General features: G+C 66.7%; 16 protein-coding genes. 11 read left to right on the top strand and 5 right to left on the bottom strand.

Annotated features, from left to right (window positions below; genetic code table 11):
* The 5 genes from WB785_RS01980 to WB785_RS02000 form a co-directional block, all read left to right on the top strand.
* The coding region (locus WB785_RS01980; protein ID WP_424077022.1) for a helix-turn-helix transcriptional regulator at nt 1-840 on the top strand (840 nt) is incomplete at its 5' end.
* Between the two features lie 50 nt (nt 841-890).
* On the top strand, nt 891-1133 hold the full coding sequence (gene tatA / locus WB785_RS01985; protein WP_424077023.1) for a Sec-independent protein translocase subunit TatA: 243 nt from the start codon (nt 891-893) through the stop codon (nt 1131-1133).
* A 40-nt stretch (nt 1134-1173) separates the two neighbouring features.
* Nucleotides 1174-2109, top strand: a complete 936-nt coding sequence (gene tatC / locus WB785_RS01990; RefSeq protein WP_424077024.1) for a twin-arginine translocase subunit TatC — start codon at nt 1174-1176, stop codon at nt 2107-2109.
* Nucleotides 2093-4888 (top strand): DEAD/DEAH box helicase, encoded by a 2796-nt coding sequence (locus tag WB785_RS01995; RefSeq protein ID WP_424077025.1) that lies wholly within the window; start codon nt 2093-2095, stop codon nt 4886-4888. The genes tatC and WB785_RS01995 overlap by 17 nt, the downstream gene beginning before the upstream one ends.
* Nucleotides 4889-4962: 74 nt before the next feature.
* Nucleotides 4963-5757, top strand: a complete 795-nt coding sequence (locus WB785_RS02000) for a DUF4333 domain-containing protein (RefSeq protein ID WP_424077026.1) — start codon at nt 4963-4965, stop codon at nt 5755-5757.
* 4 nt (nt 5758-5761) lie between these two features.
* Here WB785_RS02000 and WB785_RS02005 read toward each other — a convergent pair whose 3' ends face one another.
* A complete protein-coding gene (locus WB785_RS02005; RefSeq protein ID WP_424077027.1) occupies nt 5762-6721 on the bottom strand; it encodes a 5'-3' exonuclease in 960 nt (319 codons plus the stop codon).
* Between the two features lie 108 nt (nt 6722-6829).
* Between WB785_RS02005 and WB785_RS02010 the strand changes: the two genes are divergently transcribed.
* Both WB785_RS02010 and WB785_RS02015 read left to right on the top strand, forming a co-directional pair.
* Entirely contained in the window at nt 6830-7954 is a 1125-nt protein-coding gene (locus tag WB785_RS02010; RefSeq protein ID WP_424077028.1) for a M24 family metallopeptidase, read from the top strand.
* Between the two features lie 15 nt (nt 7955-7969).
* Entirely contained in the window at nt 7970-8635 is a 666-nt protein-coding gene (locus tag WB785_RS02015; protein ID WP_424077029.1) for a GNAT family N-acetyltransferase, read from the top strand.
* Between the two features lie 5 nt (nt 8636-8640).
* On the opposite strand, the gene WB785_RS02020 is transcribed toward WB785_RS02015, so the two are convergent.
* Nucleotides 8641-9054, bottom strand: a complete 414-nt coding sequence (locus WB785_RS02020) for a F420-dependent biliverdin reductase (protein WP_424077030.1) — start codon at nt 9052-9054, stop codon at nt 8641-8643.
* A 35-nt stretch (nt 9055-9089) separates the two neighbouring features.
* Between WB785_RS02020 and WB785_RS02025 the strand changes: the two genes are divergently transcribed.
* Nucleotides 9090-9848, top strand: coding sequence for an SDR family NAD(P)-dependent oxidoreductase (locus tag WB785_RS02025; RefSeq protein WP_424077031.1), 759 nt, complete (start codon nt 9090-9092; stop codon nt 9846-9848).
* Nucleotides 9849-9903: 55 nt separating this feature from the next.
* Here the strand turns inward: WB785_RS02025 and WB785_RS02030 are convergent, their stop codons facing one another.
* Both WB785_RS02030 and WB785_RS02035 read right to left on the bottom strand, forming a co-directional pair.
* Complete coding sequence (locus tag WB785_RS02030) at nt 9904-10734, bottom strand: SDR family oxidoreductase (RefSeq protein WP_424077032.1); 831 nt, start codon at nt 10732-10734, stop codon at nt 9904-9906.
* A gap of 78 nt (nt 10735-10812) precedes the next feature.
* Nucleotides 10813-11169, bottom strand: a complete 357-nt coding sequence (locus tag WB785_RS02035) for a hypothetical protein (protein WP_424077033.1) — start codon at nt 11167-11169, stop codon at nt 10813-10815.
* A gap of 136 nt (nt 11170-11305) precedes the next feature.
* Between WB785_RS02035 and WB785_RS02040 the strand changes: the two genes are divergently transcribed.
* Nucleotides 11306-11689: a PPOX class F420-dependent oxidoreductase gene (locus WB785_RS02040; protein WP_424077034.1), complete on the top strand. Its 384-nt coding sequence runs from the start codon at nt 11306-11308 to the stop codon at nt 11687-11689.
* Between the two features lies 1 nt (nt 11690).
* On the opposite strand, the gene WB785_RS02045 is transcribed toward WB785_RS02040, so the two are convergent.
* Complete coding sequence (locus tag WB785_RS02045) at nt 11691-12392, bottom strand: dienelactone hydrolase family protein (protein ID WP_424077035.1); 702 nt, start codon at nt 12390-12392, stop codon at nt 11691-11693.
* A 67-nt stretch (nt 12393-12459) separates the two neighbouring features.
* Between WB785_RS02045 and WB785_RS02050 the strand changes: the two genes are divergently transcribed.
* Nucleotides 12460-12969 carry an FxsA family protein gene (locus tag WB785_RS02050; RefSeq protein WP_424077036.1) on the top strand — a complete coding sequence of 170 codons (510 nt, stop codon included), beginning with the start codon at nt 12460-12462 and terminating at the stop codon, nt 12967-12969.
* 84 nt (nt 12970-13053) lie between these two features.
* Nucleotides 13054-13513: amidohydrolase family protein (locus tag WB785_RS02055; RefSeq protein ID WP_424077037.1), on the top strand; the 460-nt coding region annotated here is incomplete at its 3' end.

The following is a 13513-nucleotide window of genomic DNA, read 5'->3' on the forward strand; positions in this document are numbered from 1 at the left end:
GACCAGCTGTGGCTGTGCGGCCTGCCCGGCTACGGCCCGGGCGACCTGATCGACTTCGAATTCACCGGTGACACCGTCGAGGTGACGTTCTCTGCGGGGATCGACACCCCGCTGCAGCTCACCTCGCCGGAGGCCACCGGCCTGCTGGTGGCGCTGCGGGCGCTGGCCGACATCCCGGGTGTGGTCGATCCGCGGGCTGCGCGCAGCGCGATCGCCAAGATCGAAGAAGCGGCCGGAGCCGCGGGACTCGGGGCTGACGTTGCTGCGGTCGACGAGCCCGCGCCGGTCGAGAGTCAGGCCGCGGCGGCGGTGCGTGCCGCGGTCCGTGACAATCGGGCGCTGACCATCGACTACTACGCCGCCTCGCACGACACGCTGTCAACCCGGATTGTCGACCCGATCCGGATCGTGCTGGTCGGCGACCACAGTTATCTGGAGGCCTGGTCGCGGGAGGCCGAAGGGGTGCGGTTGTTCCGGTTCGACCGCATCGTCGACGCCACCGTCCTTGACGAGCGGTCGGCGCCGCCGAAACCCGCGGTCCAGGCCCTGCCGGACACTTCGTTGTTCGACGCCGACCCATCGCTGCCGTCGGCGACGTTGCGGCTGGCGCCGGCGGCCTCGTGGATGTTCGAGTACTACCCGATGCGTCTGCTGCGCGAGCTGCCCGACGGTTACTGCGAGGCAGCGATGACGTACGCCTCCGAGGAGTGGATGGCCCGCCAAGTGCTGGGGCTGGGGTCGGCCGTCCGTGTGCTGGCGCCGGAGTCGCTGGCCAACCGGGTGCGGGATGCCGCGGCGGCCGCACTCGAGTCCTACCAGGCCGCGGCGCGGTCCGGCTAGTCGCGTGTCTGCTGCGGTAGCATCGTGGGGACGTCTGGAGGTAATTAAAGGTGAACGCTCTTACTCCGGGCCACTTGGCAATCATTGCGGTCCTGGTGGTCGTTCTATTCGGCGCCAAGAGGCTGCCCGACGCGGCACGTTCGCTGGGCAAGTCGTTGCGAATCTTCAAATCTGAGGTCCGCGAGCTGCAGAGCGACGGAAAGCCGAACACAGCTGTGACCCCGCCCGCGCCAGCCCAGCCGGTGCAGTCCGAGCGGGTTGACCCGCCGGCGGCTGACGGACGCTCGGCCTAGCCTGGCATCGCCGCCGCGGCGCCCGAGCGCCTAATTCATTGTGCGCACCACCGGTTTATTCAGGCGGTTAGATCCGCGACTTCGTCGCAGCCGCACCAACCCCGACGGGACTATGTCTCTTGTCGCCCATCTCAGCGAACTGCGCGCTCGACTGCTGATCTCGTTGGCGACGATCGCACTGACCACGGCGGTGGGCTTCATCTGGTATTCGCACTCGCTGTTCGGAATGGAAAGCCTGGGTGAATGGCTTCGACACCCGTACTGCTCGCTGCCGCGGTCGGCGCGGGCGGATATCAGCGCCGACGGCCAGTGCCGGTTGCTGGCCACCGCACCGTTCGACCAGTTCATGCTGCGGCTGAAGGTCGGGCTGACCACTGGAATCGTGCTGGCGTGCCCGGTGTGGTTCTACCAACTTTGGGCGTTCATCACGCCGGGGCTGTACCGCAAGGAGCGCCGCTTCGCGGTGGCGTTCGTCATCCCGGCGGCGACGTTGTTCATCACCGGCGCGGTGCTGGCTTATCTGGTGCTGTCCAAGGCATTACATTTCCTGTTGACCGTCGGCAGCGATGTCCAGGTGACCGCGCTGTCCGGCGACCGGTATTTCGGCTTTCTGATCAACTTGCTGCTGGTCTTCGGTATCAGCTTCGAGTTCCCGCTGCTGATCGTGATGCTCAACTTTGTTGGCGTGCTGAGCTACGCGCGACTGAAGTCCTGGCGGCGCGGCCTGATCTTCGTGATGTTTGTGTTCGCAGCGGTTTTCACGCCGGGTTCCGACCCGTTCTCGATGACGGCGCTGGGACTGGCGCTGACGCTGCTGCTCGAACTGGCCATCCAGATCGCCCGGGTGCACGACAAACGGAAAGCCAAACGCGAAGCGATCAACGCGATCGCCGATGACGACGCCTCGGTGATCGACCCACCGTCCGCGGTCGGTGCGCCGTCGGGCATCCCCGGACCCCATGACGACGTCACCTGACGGGCCTACGGCGATCGGCGAATTAGCCCGGTTCGCTGCGGAATTGGCGTTCGGACTCGACGGCTTTCAGCAGCAGGCTTGCGCGGCACTGGAAAGCGGGCACGGTGTCCTGGTGTGCGCGCCGACTGGAGCAGGTAAGACCGTCGTCGGCGAATTCGCGGTGCATCTGGCACTGGCGGCCGGCGGCAAATGCTTCTACACCACGCCGCTGAAGGCGCTGAGCAACCAGAAGCACAGCGATTTCGTGGCCCGCTATGGCAAAGACCAGATCGGATTGCTCACCGGCGACCTGTCGGTCAACGCCAACGCGCCGATCGTGGTGATGACCACCGAAGTGCTCCGCAACATGCTTTACGCTGATTCGCCTGTGCTGCAAGGGCTTTCCTACGTGGTGATGGATGAAGTCCATTTCCTCGCCGACCGGATGCGTGGCGCGGTATGGGAAGAAGTCATCCTGCACCTGCCCGACGAGGTGCGCCTGGTCAGCCTGTCGGCGACGGTGAGCAACGCCGAGGAGTTCGGCGGCTGGATCCAGACCGTGCGCGGCGACACGACGGTGGTCGTCGACGAACACCGACCGGTCCCGCTGTGGCAGCACATGCTGGTGGGCAAGCGTATCTTCGACCTGTTCGACTACGACGGCCATGATGTTCAAGGCACCGCCAACCGGCGGCAACCGATCGTCGACCCAAATCTGTTGCGCCACATCGCCCATCGCCGCGAGGCTGATCGGCTCTCTGACTGGCGTGGTCCGCGCCGGCAAGGCGGCCGGGGAGGTCCGGGCCGGTCGGGCCGGCCGAGTTTCTACCGACCGCCGTCGCGGCCCGACGTGATTGCCATGCTCGACTCCGAGGGCCTGCTGCCGGCGATCACCTTCGTGTTCTCCCGGGCCGGGTGCGACGCTGCGGTCGCGCAGTGCCTGCGGTCGTCGTTGCGGCTGACCACCGAGGAGGACCGGGCGCAGATCGCCGAGGTGATCGACCACCGCTGCGGTGATTTGCAGGACTCCGATTTGGCCGTGCTCGGCTACTACGAGTGGCGGGAAGGGCTGCTGCGCGGGATCGCCGCCCACCACGCCGGGCTGTTGCCGGTGTTCCGGCACACCGTCGAGGAGCTGTTCACCGCCGGGTTTATCAAAGCAGTCTTCGCAACCGAAACGCTGGCGCTGGGCATCAACATGCCGGCCCGGACCGTGGTGCTGGAACGGCTGGTGAAGTTCAACGGCGAGCAGCACGTCCCGCTCACGCCCGGGGAGTACACGCAGCTCACCGGGCGTGCCGGCAGGCGGGGCATCGATATCGAAGGCCACGCCGTGGTGCTTTGGCATCCCGGCGATCCCACCAGCGAACCGGCTGAGGTCGCGGGCCTGGCTTCCACCCGCACCTTTCCGCTGCGCAGCTCGTTCGCCCCGTCGTACAACATGACGATCAACCTGGTGAACCAGGTCGGCCCCGAGCAGGCTCACCGGCTGTTGGAGCAGTCGTTCGCCCAGTATCAGGCCGACCGGTCGGTGGTTAGCCTGGTCCGCGGCGTGGAGCGCGGACAGCGGACGCTCGACGAGGTCGCGGCCGAGTTCGGTGGAAGCGACGCGCCGATCCTCGAATACGCGCGGCTGCGGGAACGGATCACCCAACATGAGCGGGCGCAGGCCCGCGCATCGCGAGTGCAACGCCGGCAGGCAGCCAACGACGCGCTGGCGGCGCTGCGTCGCGGTGACATCATCACGATCACGCACGGCCGCCGTGGCGGCTTGGCGGTTGTGCTGGAGGCCGACCGGGACAGCGACGACCCGCGCCCGTTGGTGTTGACCGAACACCGCTGGGCCGGCCGGATTTCGTCGGCAGACTATTCCGGGGCGTCGGCACCGGTGGGCTCGATGACATTGCCGAAGCGGGTCGAACACCGGCAACCGCGGGTTCGCCGCGATCTCGCGTCGGCGCTGCGTTCGGCCGCCGAAAGGTTGCCAAATTCGGGCGGCCGCCGCGGCAACCGCACTGCGCGCAGCGATCTCGACCCCGAGCTGGTGTCGCTGCGTGACCAGATGCGACGCCACCCGGTCCACCGCGAACCCGACCGGGAAGCACAAGTCCGATTGGCTGAGCGCTATCTACGCATCGAACGCGACAACGCTGCGCTGGAAAGAAAGGTGGCCGCCGCCACCAATTCGTTGGCCCGCACCTTCGACCGGATCGTCGGGTTGCTCGTCGAGCGTGGGTTCATCCGCGCCGGCGACGATGACCCCGCGGTGACCGACGACGGGCGGCTGCTGGCCCGGATTTACAGCGAGAGCGACCTTTTGGTGGCCGAATGCCTACGCACCGGCGCGTGGACCGGCCTGCGAGATGCCGAGTTGGCCGCCGTGCTCTCAGCGGTGGTGTACGAGTCGCGGGGCGGTGATGGCCCGGGGCCGCCGCGAAACGCGGAGATCCCGACTGCGCAGTTACGGCAGGCGCTGCACCGAACGCGGCGACTGTCGGCGGAGTTGCGCGCCGACGAGCAGCGGCACCGCATCACGCTCAGTCGTGAACCCGACGACGGCTTCGTCGCGGCGATCTACCGCTGGGCCAGCAGTGCTGACCTGGTCGCCGCGCTGGCCGCCGCTGATGCCGAGGGCACCGGTTCACCGCTGTCGCCAGGGGATTTCGTGCGCTGGTGTCGGCAGGTGCTTGATCTGCTGGATCAGGTTCGCAACGCCGCCCCCCAACCCGAGCTACGGGCAACTGCAAAGCGCGCGATAGACGCTATTCGGCGCGGCGTCGTAGCAGTTGACGCCGGGTAGGCTGAGCCGGAGCTACGGTTGCATCCGGCGACCGGTACGAGGATTGCAACCAGGACCGAGAGGACACAGACACGATGAGCGGACCGCACGGGCCCGATCCGACGCAACCGTGGCAGCCGCCGCAGGGTGAAGGTCAGCAATCCAGCGAGGAACCGACCCAGCACGGGTCACCCTGGCAGCAGCCATCCGGCGAGCAGACCTGGCAGGCGCCCGTTGGTGAACAGCCGACGTGGCAGGCGCCCGCGTACACGCCCACTGAATACGGCCAGTACCAGCAGCCGCCCGCGCAGTACTACCCGCCGTCCCAGCCGTTCCCGCAGCCCACGGGCTATCCGCAGCAAGACCAGTACGGCGGCCAGGCCAGCCAGTACGCGCCGCCCGGGCAGTACGGCCAGCCCGGCCAGCCCGGGCAGTACGGCCAGCCCGGCCAATACCCGCCGCCGGGGCAGTACGGGCAGCCGGGTCAGTACGGCCAGCCCGGGCAGTACGGCCAGTACCCGGGACCCTACGGGCAGCCTCCCGCTCGCCCGAAGCGGTCGCGAGCGGTGATCGGCACGGTGGTCGGCGTGTTCGCCGCCATCCTCGTCGCGGTCGTGTTGGTGCTGGGCTTCTGGCAGCCCGGGTTTTTCGTGACTACAAAACTGGACGTCGGCAAGGCCCAGGCCGGTGTGCAGCAGATCCTCACCGACGACACCAACGGCTACGGGGCGAAGAACGTCAAAGACGTCAAATGCAACAACGGCCAGAACCCGACTGTCAAAAAGGGCAGCAGCTTCGACTGCGACGTCAGCATCGACGGCACCAAACGTCAGGTGACGGTGACCTTCCAGGACAACAAGGGCACCTACGAGGTGGGTCGGCCTAAGTAACCGCTCAGGCCGACGGCAGCGTGTCGAGCGCTTTCTGCAGCCGCGCGATCGGTGACCCGACCCCGAGGCGAGTGGCCAGCTCCGCGGTCCGCGCCGGATCGGCGGCCACCAGGGGCAGCGCGTCGGTCGGTGTCGACAGCGTGACAGGCGCATCGGTGGCCACCCGCACCACTGGGCCGGCGGCTTCGATGTAGTCGGCGGCCTTGCGTAGCTTGGTTCGCAGACCTTTGGACAGCGACGATTTGGGGTCGTCGACGGCTGCCAAGATACCCGCCAGGGATCCATGCTGCGCCAGCAGCGTGGCGGCCGTTTTTTCGCCGATACCGGGCACGCCGGGAAGCCCATCGGAGGGGTCGCCGCGCAGCAGCGCCAGCTCGGCGTAGCCGACGCCGGCGCGGTCGGCAGGCACGCCATAGCGCTCGGCTACCTCGCCGGGACCCATCAGCGTGGCGTTGGTCAGGCCGCGTCCGAGATAGAGCACCCGAACCGACACCGGATCGTCCCCGACCACCTGTAGCAGGTCGCGGTCGCCGCTGACGACGATCACCGGGTCGCGCCGCTCGGCAGCGGCCAACGTGCCGATCACGTCGTCGGCTTCGAAACCCGCCGCACCGCCGGTGCAGATGCCGAACGCGTCGAGGATTTCGGAGATCATCTCGACCTGCGGAGACAACTCGTCGGGCACTTCCTCGACATCGGGTTCACCGTCGGGGTGTTCTTCCTCGACGCGATGCGCTTTGTATGACGGGATGGCATCCACCCGGAATTGCGGGCGCCAATCCAAGTCCAGGCACACCACCAAGCGGCCAGGTCGCTGTCGGTTGACCAGCATCGCCACCGAGTCCAGGAAGCCGCGGACCGCGTTCACCGGCCGACCGTCGGGGGCGGTGATCGAGGACGGCACGCCGTAGTAGGAGCGAAACCACATGCTGGCGCCGTCAAGCAGCAGCAGCGGCGCGGACATGCCCGAGAGCATATTCGCCGTTGATTCTGCGTCCACGGCGTGTGTTACTTGAACTTCTTCGCCTTGAGCGCAGAGTCAACGCATCCGAATGACCGATATCCTGCCAGCGTGACTGCTCATCGCTTCGATGCAGACGTTTACGGTCGGCGGATTGCGGCCGCGACGGCCGCTACCGCGCAGGCCGGCCTAGCCGGCCTGGTGATTACCCCGGGCTACGACTTGCGGTATCTGCTCGGCTCACGCGCGCAGACCTTCGAGCGGCTCACCGCGCTGGTGTTGCCGGTCACCGGTGACCCGACCGTGGTGGTACCGAGACTGGAGCTAGCGTCGCTCAAACAATCCGCTGCCGCGGATCTGGGTCTGGCAGTGCGAGATTGGGTCGACGGCGACGATCCCTACCAGCTGGTCGCCGAGGCCATCGGAGGCGCACCCGCGGCGACCGCCGTCACCGACTCGATGCCCGCGCTGCATTTGCTGCCGCTGGCCGGCGTTCTCGGTGTCGTGCCGGTGTTGGCCACCGGCGTGCTGCGGAGATTGCGGATGGTCAAGGACGCTGCCGAGATCGACGCGCTGCGCAAGGCCGGTGCGGCTATCGACCGCGTGCATTCCCGGGTGCCAGATTTTCTGGTCCCCGGTCGAAAGGAGGCCGACGTTGCCGCGGATATCGCTGAAGCCATTGTCGCCGAAGGGCATTCGGAGGTGGCGTTCGTCATTGTCGGTTCCGGTCCGCATGGTGCAGACCCGCATCACGAGTACTCGGATCGGGAGCTTCGGGTCGGTGACGTCGTGGTCGTCGACATCGGCGGCGCATACCGGCCCGGATACCACTCTGATTCCACCCGCACCTACAGCATTGGTGAACCCAATGCCGAAGTGGCGCAGCAGTATTCAGTGTTGCAGCGGGCGCAACGCGCGGCCGTCGAAGCGGTGCGTCCCGGGGTTTCCGCCGAACAGGTGGATGCCGCCGCGCGCAGCGTGCTGGCCGAAGCCGGGCTCGCGGAGTATTTCGTGCACCGCACCGGGCACGGCATCGGGTTGTCGGTGCATGAAGAGCCGTACATCGTCGCGGGCAATGACTTGCCGCTACAGGTGGGCATGGCGTTTTCCGTCGAGCCCGGGATCTACTTCCCCGGCCGTTGGGGGGCGCGTATCGAAGACATCGTGGTGGTGTCCGAAGACGGCGCCCTGCCGGTCAACCATCGTCCGCACGACCTGATCGTCGTCCCGGTCTAGGGTTATCCTCTTTCGATGACCGATCACGACCGCGCCGCCGCCCGCCGAGAAATCACCGATGCGTTTCTCAACGCGTTGGAACGACGCCATGAGGTGCTGGACCTGATCGTGGAGGCCGACGACAGATCATCGGCGGTCGACGGCATCATCAAGTTGCTGGGCACCTCACGGCTGGGCGCCGAGGCGGTGATCGGGATGTCGTTCGACCAACTGACGATCAACTCGCGTAAGAAGATCGCCGCCGAGCTTGAAGACCTGAACAACATCTTGAGTTTCACGTTCAAGGACCGGCCGGCCAGCTCCGGCGACACGCTGGCGCTGCGCCCATTCTCCGCGGCGTCCGACCGCGACATCTTCGCCGCGCGCACCGAGGAGATCGGTACCCACGGTGACGGATCGGGGGGCCCGGCCGGTGGGCTCGATGACGAGATCCGCTCAGCGCAGGACAGGTTCGATGCCGAAGAGGCAGCGTGGTTCGTCGCGGTCGACGGCGACGAGAAGGTCGGCATGGTCTTCGGCGAACTCGCCGGCCACGAGGTTCACGTCCGGATCTGGATCCGCCCCGAAGCCCGGCACCGGGGCTACGGAACCGCCGCGCTGGCCAAATCACGACCGGAGTTGGCGGCCTATTTCCCGGCCGTGCCGTTGGTGATTCGGGCGCCCGGCGCCACCCTGGTCTAGCGGAGCTAGTCCGTTTTGCGGGTCAGCAGATCCGATGACCCTAGGACTCGTTCGATCTGTACCTCGATGACCACACGTCGGGGGTTGGCCCTCGGCGTGCGGTAACGCTGGGCGTAGCGCAATTCGGCGTCGCGCACGGCGTCGACCTCCCTGTTGACGCTGGCCCGGCCCTCAAGCGATAGCCAGCGGGCACCGTCGACCTGACTGAGCACCGCGACCCCGCCACGTTCGGCGTTGACCGCCTTCTGCGAACCGCCGGTAGTGATCACCCGCGCGATGTGTGTCTTCGGGTCGAAGGTGAAACCCACCGCCACCACGTGCGGCGAATTGTCGACGCGCAGCGTGGTCAGCATGGCGAGATGGCGCTCCGTGAGAAACGCCAGCGCGTCGTTGGTCAGCCGGGCGGTGGAGTTCGCCATCACCGCTCACGCTAGCGCAGGTGATAATCGCTTCCGTGGATGACACGGGGGCTATGGGACCTAAGACGGTTTTGCTCCTCGGCGGACGCAGCGAGATCGGTATCGAACTCGCGCGCAGGCTGGCACCCGGGGCGACGGTGATACTGGCGGCGCGTAAAGCCGACCAACTCGCCGACCAGATCGCGGCCGTGCGCGCAGCCGGCGCGGCGGCCGTGCACACCAAAGAGTTCGATGCCGACGATCTCGACTCGCACGGACCGCTGGTCGCCTCGACCGTCGCCGACCACGGCCCGATCGACACCGCGGTGTTGGCGTTCGGAATCCTCGGCGACCAGGCCCGCGCCGAGACCGACGCTGCGCACGCTGTCGCCGTCATACACACCGACTACGTCGCGCAGGTCAGCCTGCTCACCCATTTGGCCGCGGCGATGCGCCAGGCCGGGCGCGGTTCGCTGGTGGTCTTCTCGTCGGTGGCCGGCGTCCGGGTGCGTCGGGCCAACTACGTGTACGGCTCGGCAAAAGCGGGTCTGGACGGGTTCGCCTGTGGGTTGGCCGACGCGCTGCACGGCACCGGGGTGCGGTTGTTGATCGCCCGCCCGGGATTCGTCATCGGCCGCATGACGCAAGGTATGACGCCGGCTCCGCTGTCGAGCACGCCCGAGCAGGTGGCCGCCGCCACCGCACGAGCACTGGGCAAAGGACGGCGCACTGTTTGGATCCCGTGGCCGCTGCGGCCGATGTTCTTCGCGATGCGGCTACTACCGCAATTCATTTGGCGGCGACTGCCGCGATAATTGTCACATCGTCAATTACAAAGGGCTGCAGTCATTTACGGGCCTGGCCCCGCGATCAGGATGTTCCGGTGCGCCGCGCATACGCTGAGCGCTTGTCGACGTCGACGTCGCTGGTGAAGACGCGGTCCGTGCCGATCGCGCGTCCGGTCGCCTCCGTCAGACGTCGCGGCAGCACTCGCTGGACACCCGCAAGCACGCCCACCGAACGGGGAACGAACACACGCGGATTCGGTTTGGCGATCACCCCGGCGACTGCGCGGGCGACTTCTTCCGGTTCGGCAGTCCTGACACCCCTCCCGCGCCCGGCGCCGGCAATCATCTCGGTATTAACCAGGGTCGGCAGAATCGCGGAGAACTGCACACCGCTGCCGCGGTTTTCCAGGCGGACGGAATCGGTGTATCCGAGCACGGCATGCTTTGTGGCGCAATAGGTTGCAATGCCTTCGGCCGGCAGCACGCTACCCAGCGAGGCGATGTTGACGATATGACCGTGGCCGCGCGCCAACATCCGTTGGGCGGCCAGCTTGGTGCCCAAGATCACGCCATAAATGTTGACATCGAGCACCCGCCGCGTGATGGCGTCAGCCTCGTCGACAGCGCTACCGACTGCGATGACGCCGGCGTTGTTCACCAACACATCTACTGGCCCCAGCTGGTCCTCAGCATTGTCGAGGAAATCTTTAAAGGATCGTGGATCCGTCACGTCCAGACGGCGGGCAACCTTGAGACTCAACCCGGTGCCGGCCTCCTTGACGGCCGATCTGTCGATATCGCCGATCGCGACCGCGGCGCCCAGATCGTGCAGAACTGTCGCAGTAGCCAGTCCGATTCCGCGTGCGCCGCCGGTGATAGCAATGACCTTTTCTGCAACAGAACCGCGTTTCATCGCTCGGTGCTCCTTGTAGTCCGGGCTAAAGCGTAAGCGCTCAAGAACCCTAAAACGTTCTCAAGCGGCCGTCCCCGACTACGGGCCTGGCTGCCACCCTTGGTTGAGCACGCACATCAATCCCCGTCCGTCGGGCGACTGTGCCGCGGCGTCCTGGCCAGGCGGGCACGGTGCACCGATCTCCTGGACTCCGCGCAGCGGCGACGACGCCACCCAGTTGCCCGACTGGCCGTAAGACGACACGCAGGCTGCGGCCTGACCGCTTGCCGTGCGCCCGAAGATGTATCGCTGAAAATTCGAGCACGGCGCACCGACGACCACGTCGTAAGTCATACCCGGAACGTCTGTTTCATCCGGCGGGTCAGCAGCCGAAATTGGAGCAACCGCTAACGCCAACGATGCAATCGCGCCGGGGGTTATCAATTTGAAGATCATAGAGACCCCTTCGTTTGCTGCGCTTCCACTGCTGTTGGGACAACAGAGATGTGGCACAGATTAACGATGAATTGCTGCTCGGTTCGGCAAATCGGTCACCGGCTACCTGCACCCCGAAGTCCCTTAGACTGACGCGGTGCCCCCGAGCTTCGCCGACGTCGCCAACGCGCAATACGTCCTGCTGACGACGTTCACCAAAGACGGCCGGCCCAAGCCGACTCCGGTCTGGGCCGCCTCCGATGGCGACCGCCTGCTGGTCATCAGCGAGGGGAAGGCGTGGAAGGTCAAGCGGATCCGCAATACCCCGCGGGTCACGCTGGCCGTGTGCGATATCCGCGGTCGACCGAAAAGCGAACCGATCGTGGCGACCGCGACCATCCTCGACAAATCACACACCGCTGCCGTTTACGACGCGATCGCCCGCGAGTACGGGCTGATCGGTCGGGTCTTCAACTTTTTCAGCAGGTTGCGCGGCGGCATGCAGAACAACGTCGGCTTGGAACTGCGCCCGGCGAACTGAATTACGCCGGCTGTCGCAGGTGTTCGCCGAAGAATGCGAAGACCCGCGCCCACGCATCCTCGGTGGCGGCCTGGTTATAGCCGAATCCGGCAATCCGCAGCAGCGGCTGGGCGGGCAGCCGGTTAGCGAAGCTGTGCCCGGCACCCGGATAGACCTTGACGTCGTTGGTGACGCCTTTTTGGTCGAGCACCCGTTGTAGCTTCTTGGGCGCGCCTACGCCGAGTGGATCACGGCCGCCGAAGCTGGCCACGATCGGGCAGGCCCCGTCCAGTGTCTCGCTGAGCTCGCGGGGCAGGGGAGTGCCGTAAAACGGCGCCGACGCGGCAAAACCTTTGGGCGACATGACCAATGAGAACCCACCGCCCATGCAGAACCCCGCGATGCCCACGCGGCCGGTGCATTCCGGTAGCGACAGCAAGTGGTCGCGGGCCGCCAACACGTCATCAAGCGCGCGTCCGCGTTTGGTCAGTAGGTCCCGCATGACCTTGGTGACGCATCGCGCCCAGCCGCCCCGCGCGAACATGTTCGGGGTCAGCGCGACGTAACCCGCGGTGGCGATATGGCTGTTGATCGTCTGTTGGTCCGGGCCGTACCCCGTCGCGTCGTGAATCACCACCACGCCCGGCCAGGGCCCTTGCCCGTCGGGGACATCGAGCAGCGCATCGATGGGGCCGGCCGGGGTATCGATCTCGATTGTCGTCACCTCAGCCATCTAACCGTGCTGGCGCGAACGGCGGAACTCCCGCGGGCGCCCGCGACGTTGGCATCTCATGGTGTCCCGACTGTTTGTGCTCTATGCCGTCGTCGAGCTCGCGGTGGTGGTGGCGCTGGCCTCCACCATCGGGCTGGGCTGGACGCTGCTGGTGTTGCTGGCCGCCTTCGTCGCCGGTATGACGTTGGCGGGTTCGCAACTGAAGCGCCAGCTCGCGCGGTTGCGATCCGGGCTGACCACGCAAGGGTCCCGCGCGGCCAGCGACGGCGCTCTGGTTGCGCTCGGCACGGTGCTGGTGGTTGTTCCCGGGCTGGTCACCACCGCTGCGGGGGTGCTGCTCCTGTTACCACCGACCCGGGCCGTCGCCCGGCCGGTGCTGACGGCGATGGCTGTTCGCGGTATCGGGAGACGTGCGCCGCTGATTACCGTCACCACCGTCGGCGCGAATCGATACGCATCGCCACCCCAACCCCGGTCGGATTACATCGACGGCGAGGTCATCGACGTCACTGACGTCGCCGACGTCGCGGTGGTCGACCCGCCGGCCTTGCCGGGCGAGTCCAAGTAGACGCTATACAGCGTGACGAACGTCCCCACCACGCTATTGGTGAACGGCAGGGTGCACAGCCCGACTCATCCCGATGCGACCGCGATGGCGCTCCGCAACGAAGTAGTGGCGTGGCTCGGTAGCGACGACGTCGGCCGCGGCCAGTTCCCCGATGCCGAGGTGGTCGATCTCGAGGGCGGCTTCGTCGCACCGGGCTTCGTCGACAGCCACATCCATCTCACCGCCACCGGTTTGTCGCTGACTGGGCTGGATCTGCGGGCTTCGACATCGCAGCGCCATTGCCTGCAGCTGATCGCGGACTACGCCGCCGCGCATCCCGGCCAGCCGGTCTGGGGCCATGGTTGGGATGAAACCTCGTGGCCGGAGAATGCCTCGCCGAGCACCGCGGACCTCGACGCAGTGCTTGGTGAGCGGCCCGCCTACCTGGCTCGCGTCGATGTGCACTCGGCGCTGGCCTCGACCGGCCTGCGCCAGCTGGTCCCAGGACTTCCGTCGGCGACCGGGTTTGCCGAGCAGCGGCCGCTGGTCGGGGACGGGCATCACC

The organism is Mycobacterium sp., assembly GCF_049585075.1.
GTDB lineage: Bacteria > Actinomycetota > Actinomycetes > Mycobacteriales > Mycobacteriaceae > Mycobacterium.

Coding starts and splice junctions, on each gene's coding strand:
- WB785_RS01995 (WP_424077025.1), top strand. CDS start 2,093: ATGACGACGTCACCTGACGGGCCTACGGCGATCGGCGAATTAGCCCGG.
- WB785_RS02000 (WP_424077026.1), top strand. CDS start 4,963: ATGAGCGGACCGCACGGGCCCGATCCGACGCAACCGTGGCAGCCGCCG.
- WB785_RS02005 (WP_424077027.1), bottom strand. CDS start 6,721: ATGTCCGCGCCGCTGCTGCTGCTTGACGGCGCCAGCATGTGGTTTCGC.
- WB785_RS02015 (WP_424077029.1), top strand. CDS start 7,970: ATGACCGATCACGACCGCGCCGCCGCCCGCCGAGAAATCACCGATGCG.
- WB785_RS02020 (WP_424077030.1), bottom strand. CDS start 9,054: ATGGCGAACTCCACCGCCCGGCTGACCAACGACGCGCTGGCGTTTCTC.
- WB785_RS02030 (WP_424077032.1), bottom strand. CDS start 10,734: ATGAAACGCGGTTCTGTTGCAGAAAAGGTCATTGCTATCACCGGCGGC.
- WB785_RS02035 (WP_424077033.1), bottom strand. CDS start 11,169: ATGATCTTCAAATTGATAACCCCCGGCGCGATTGCATCGTTGGCGTTA.
- WB785_RS02050 (WP_424077036.1), top strand. CDS start 12,460: ATGGTGTCCCGACTGTTTGTGCTCTATGCCGTCGTCGAGCTCGCGGTG.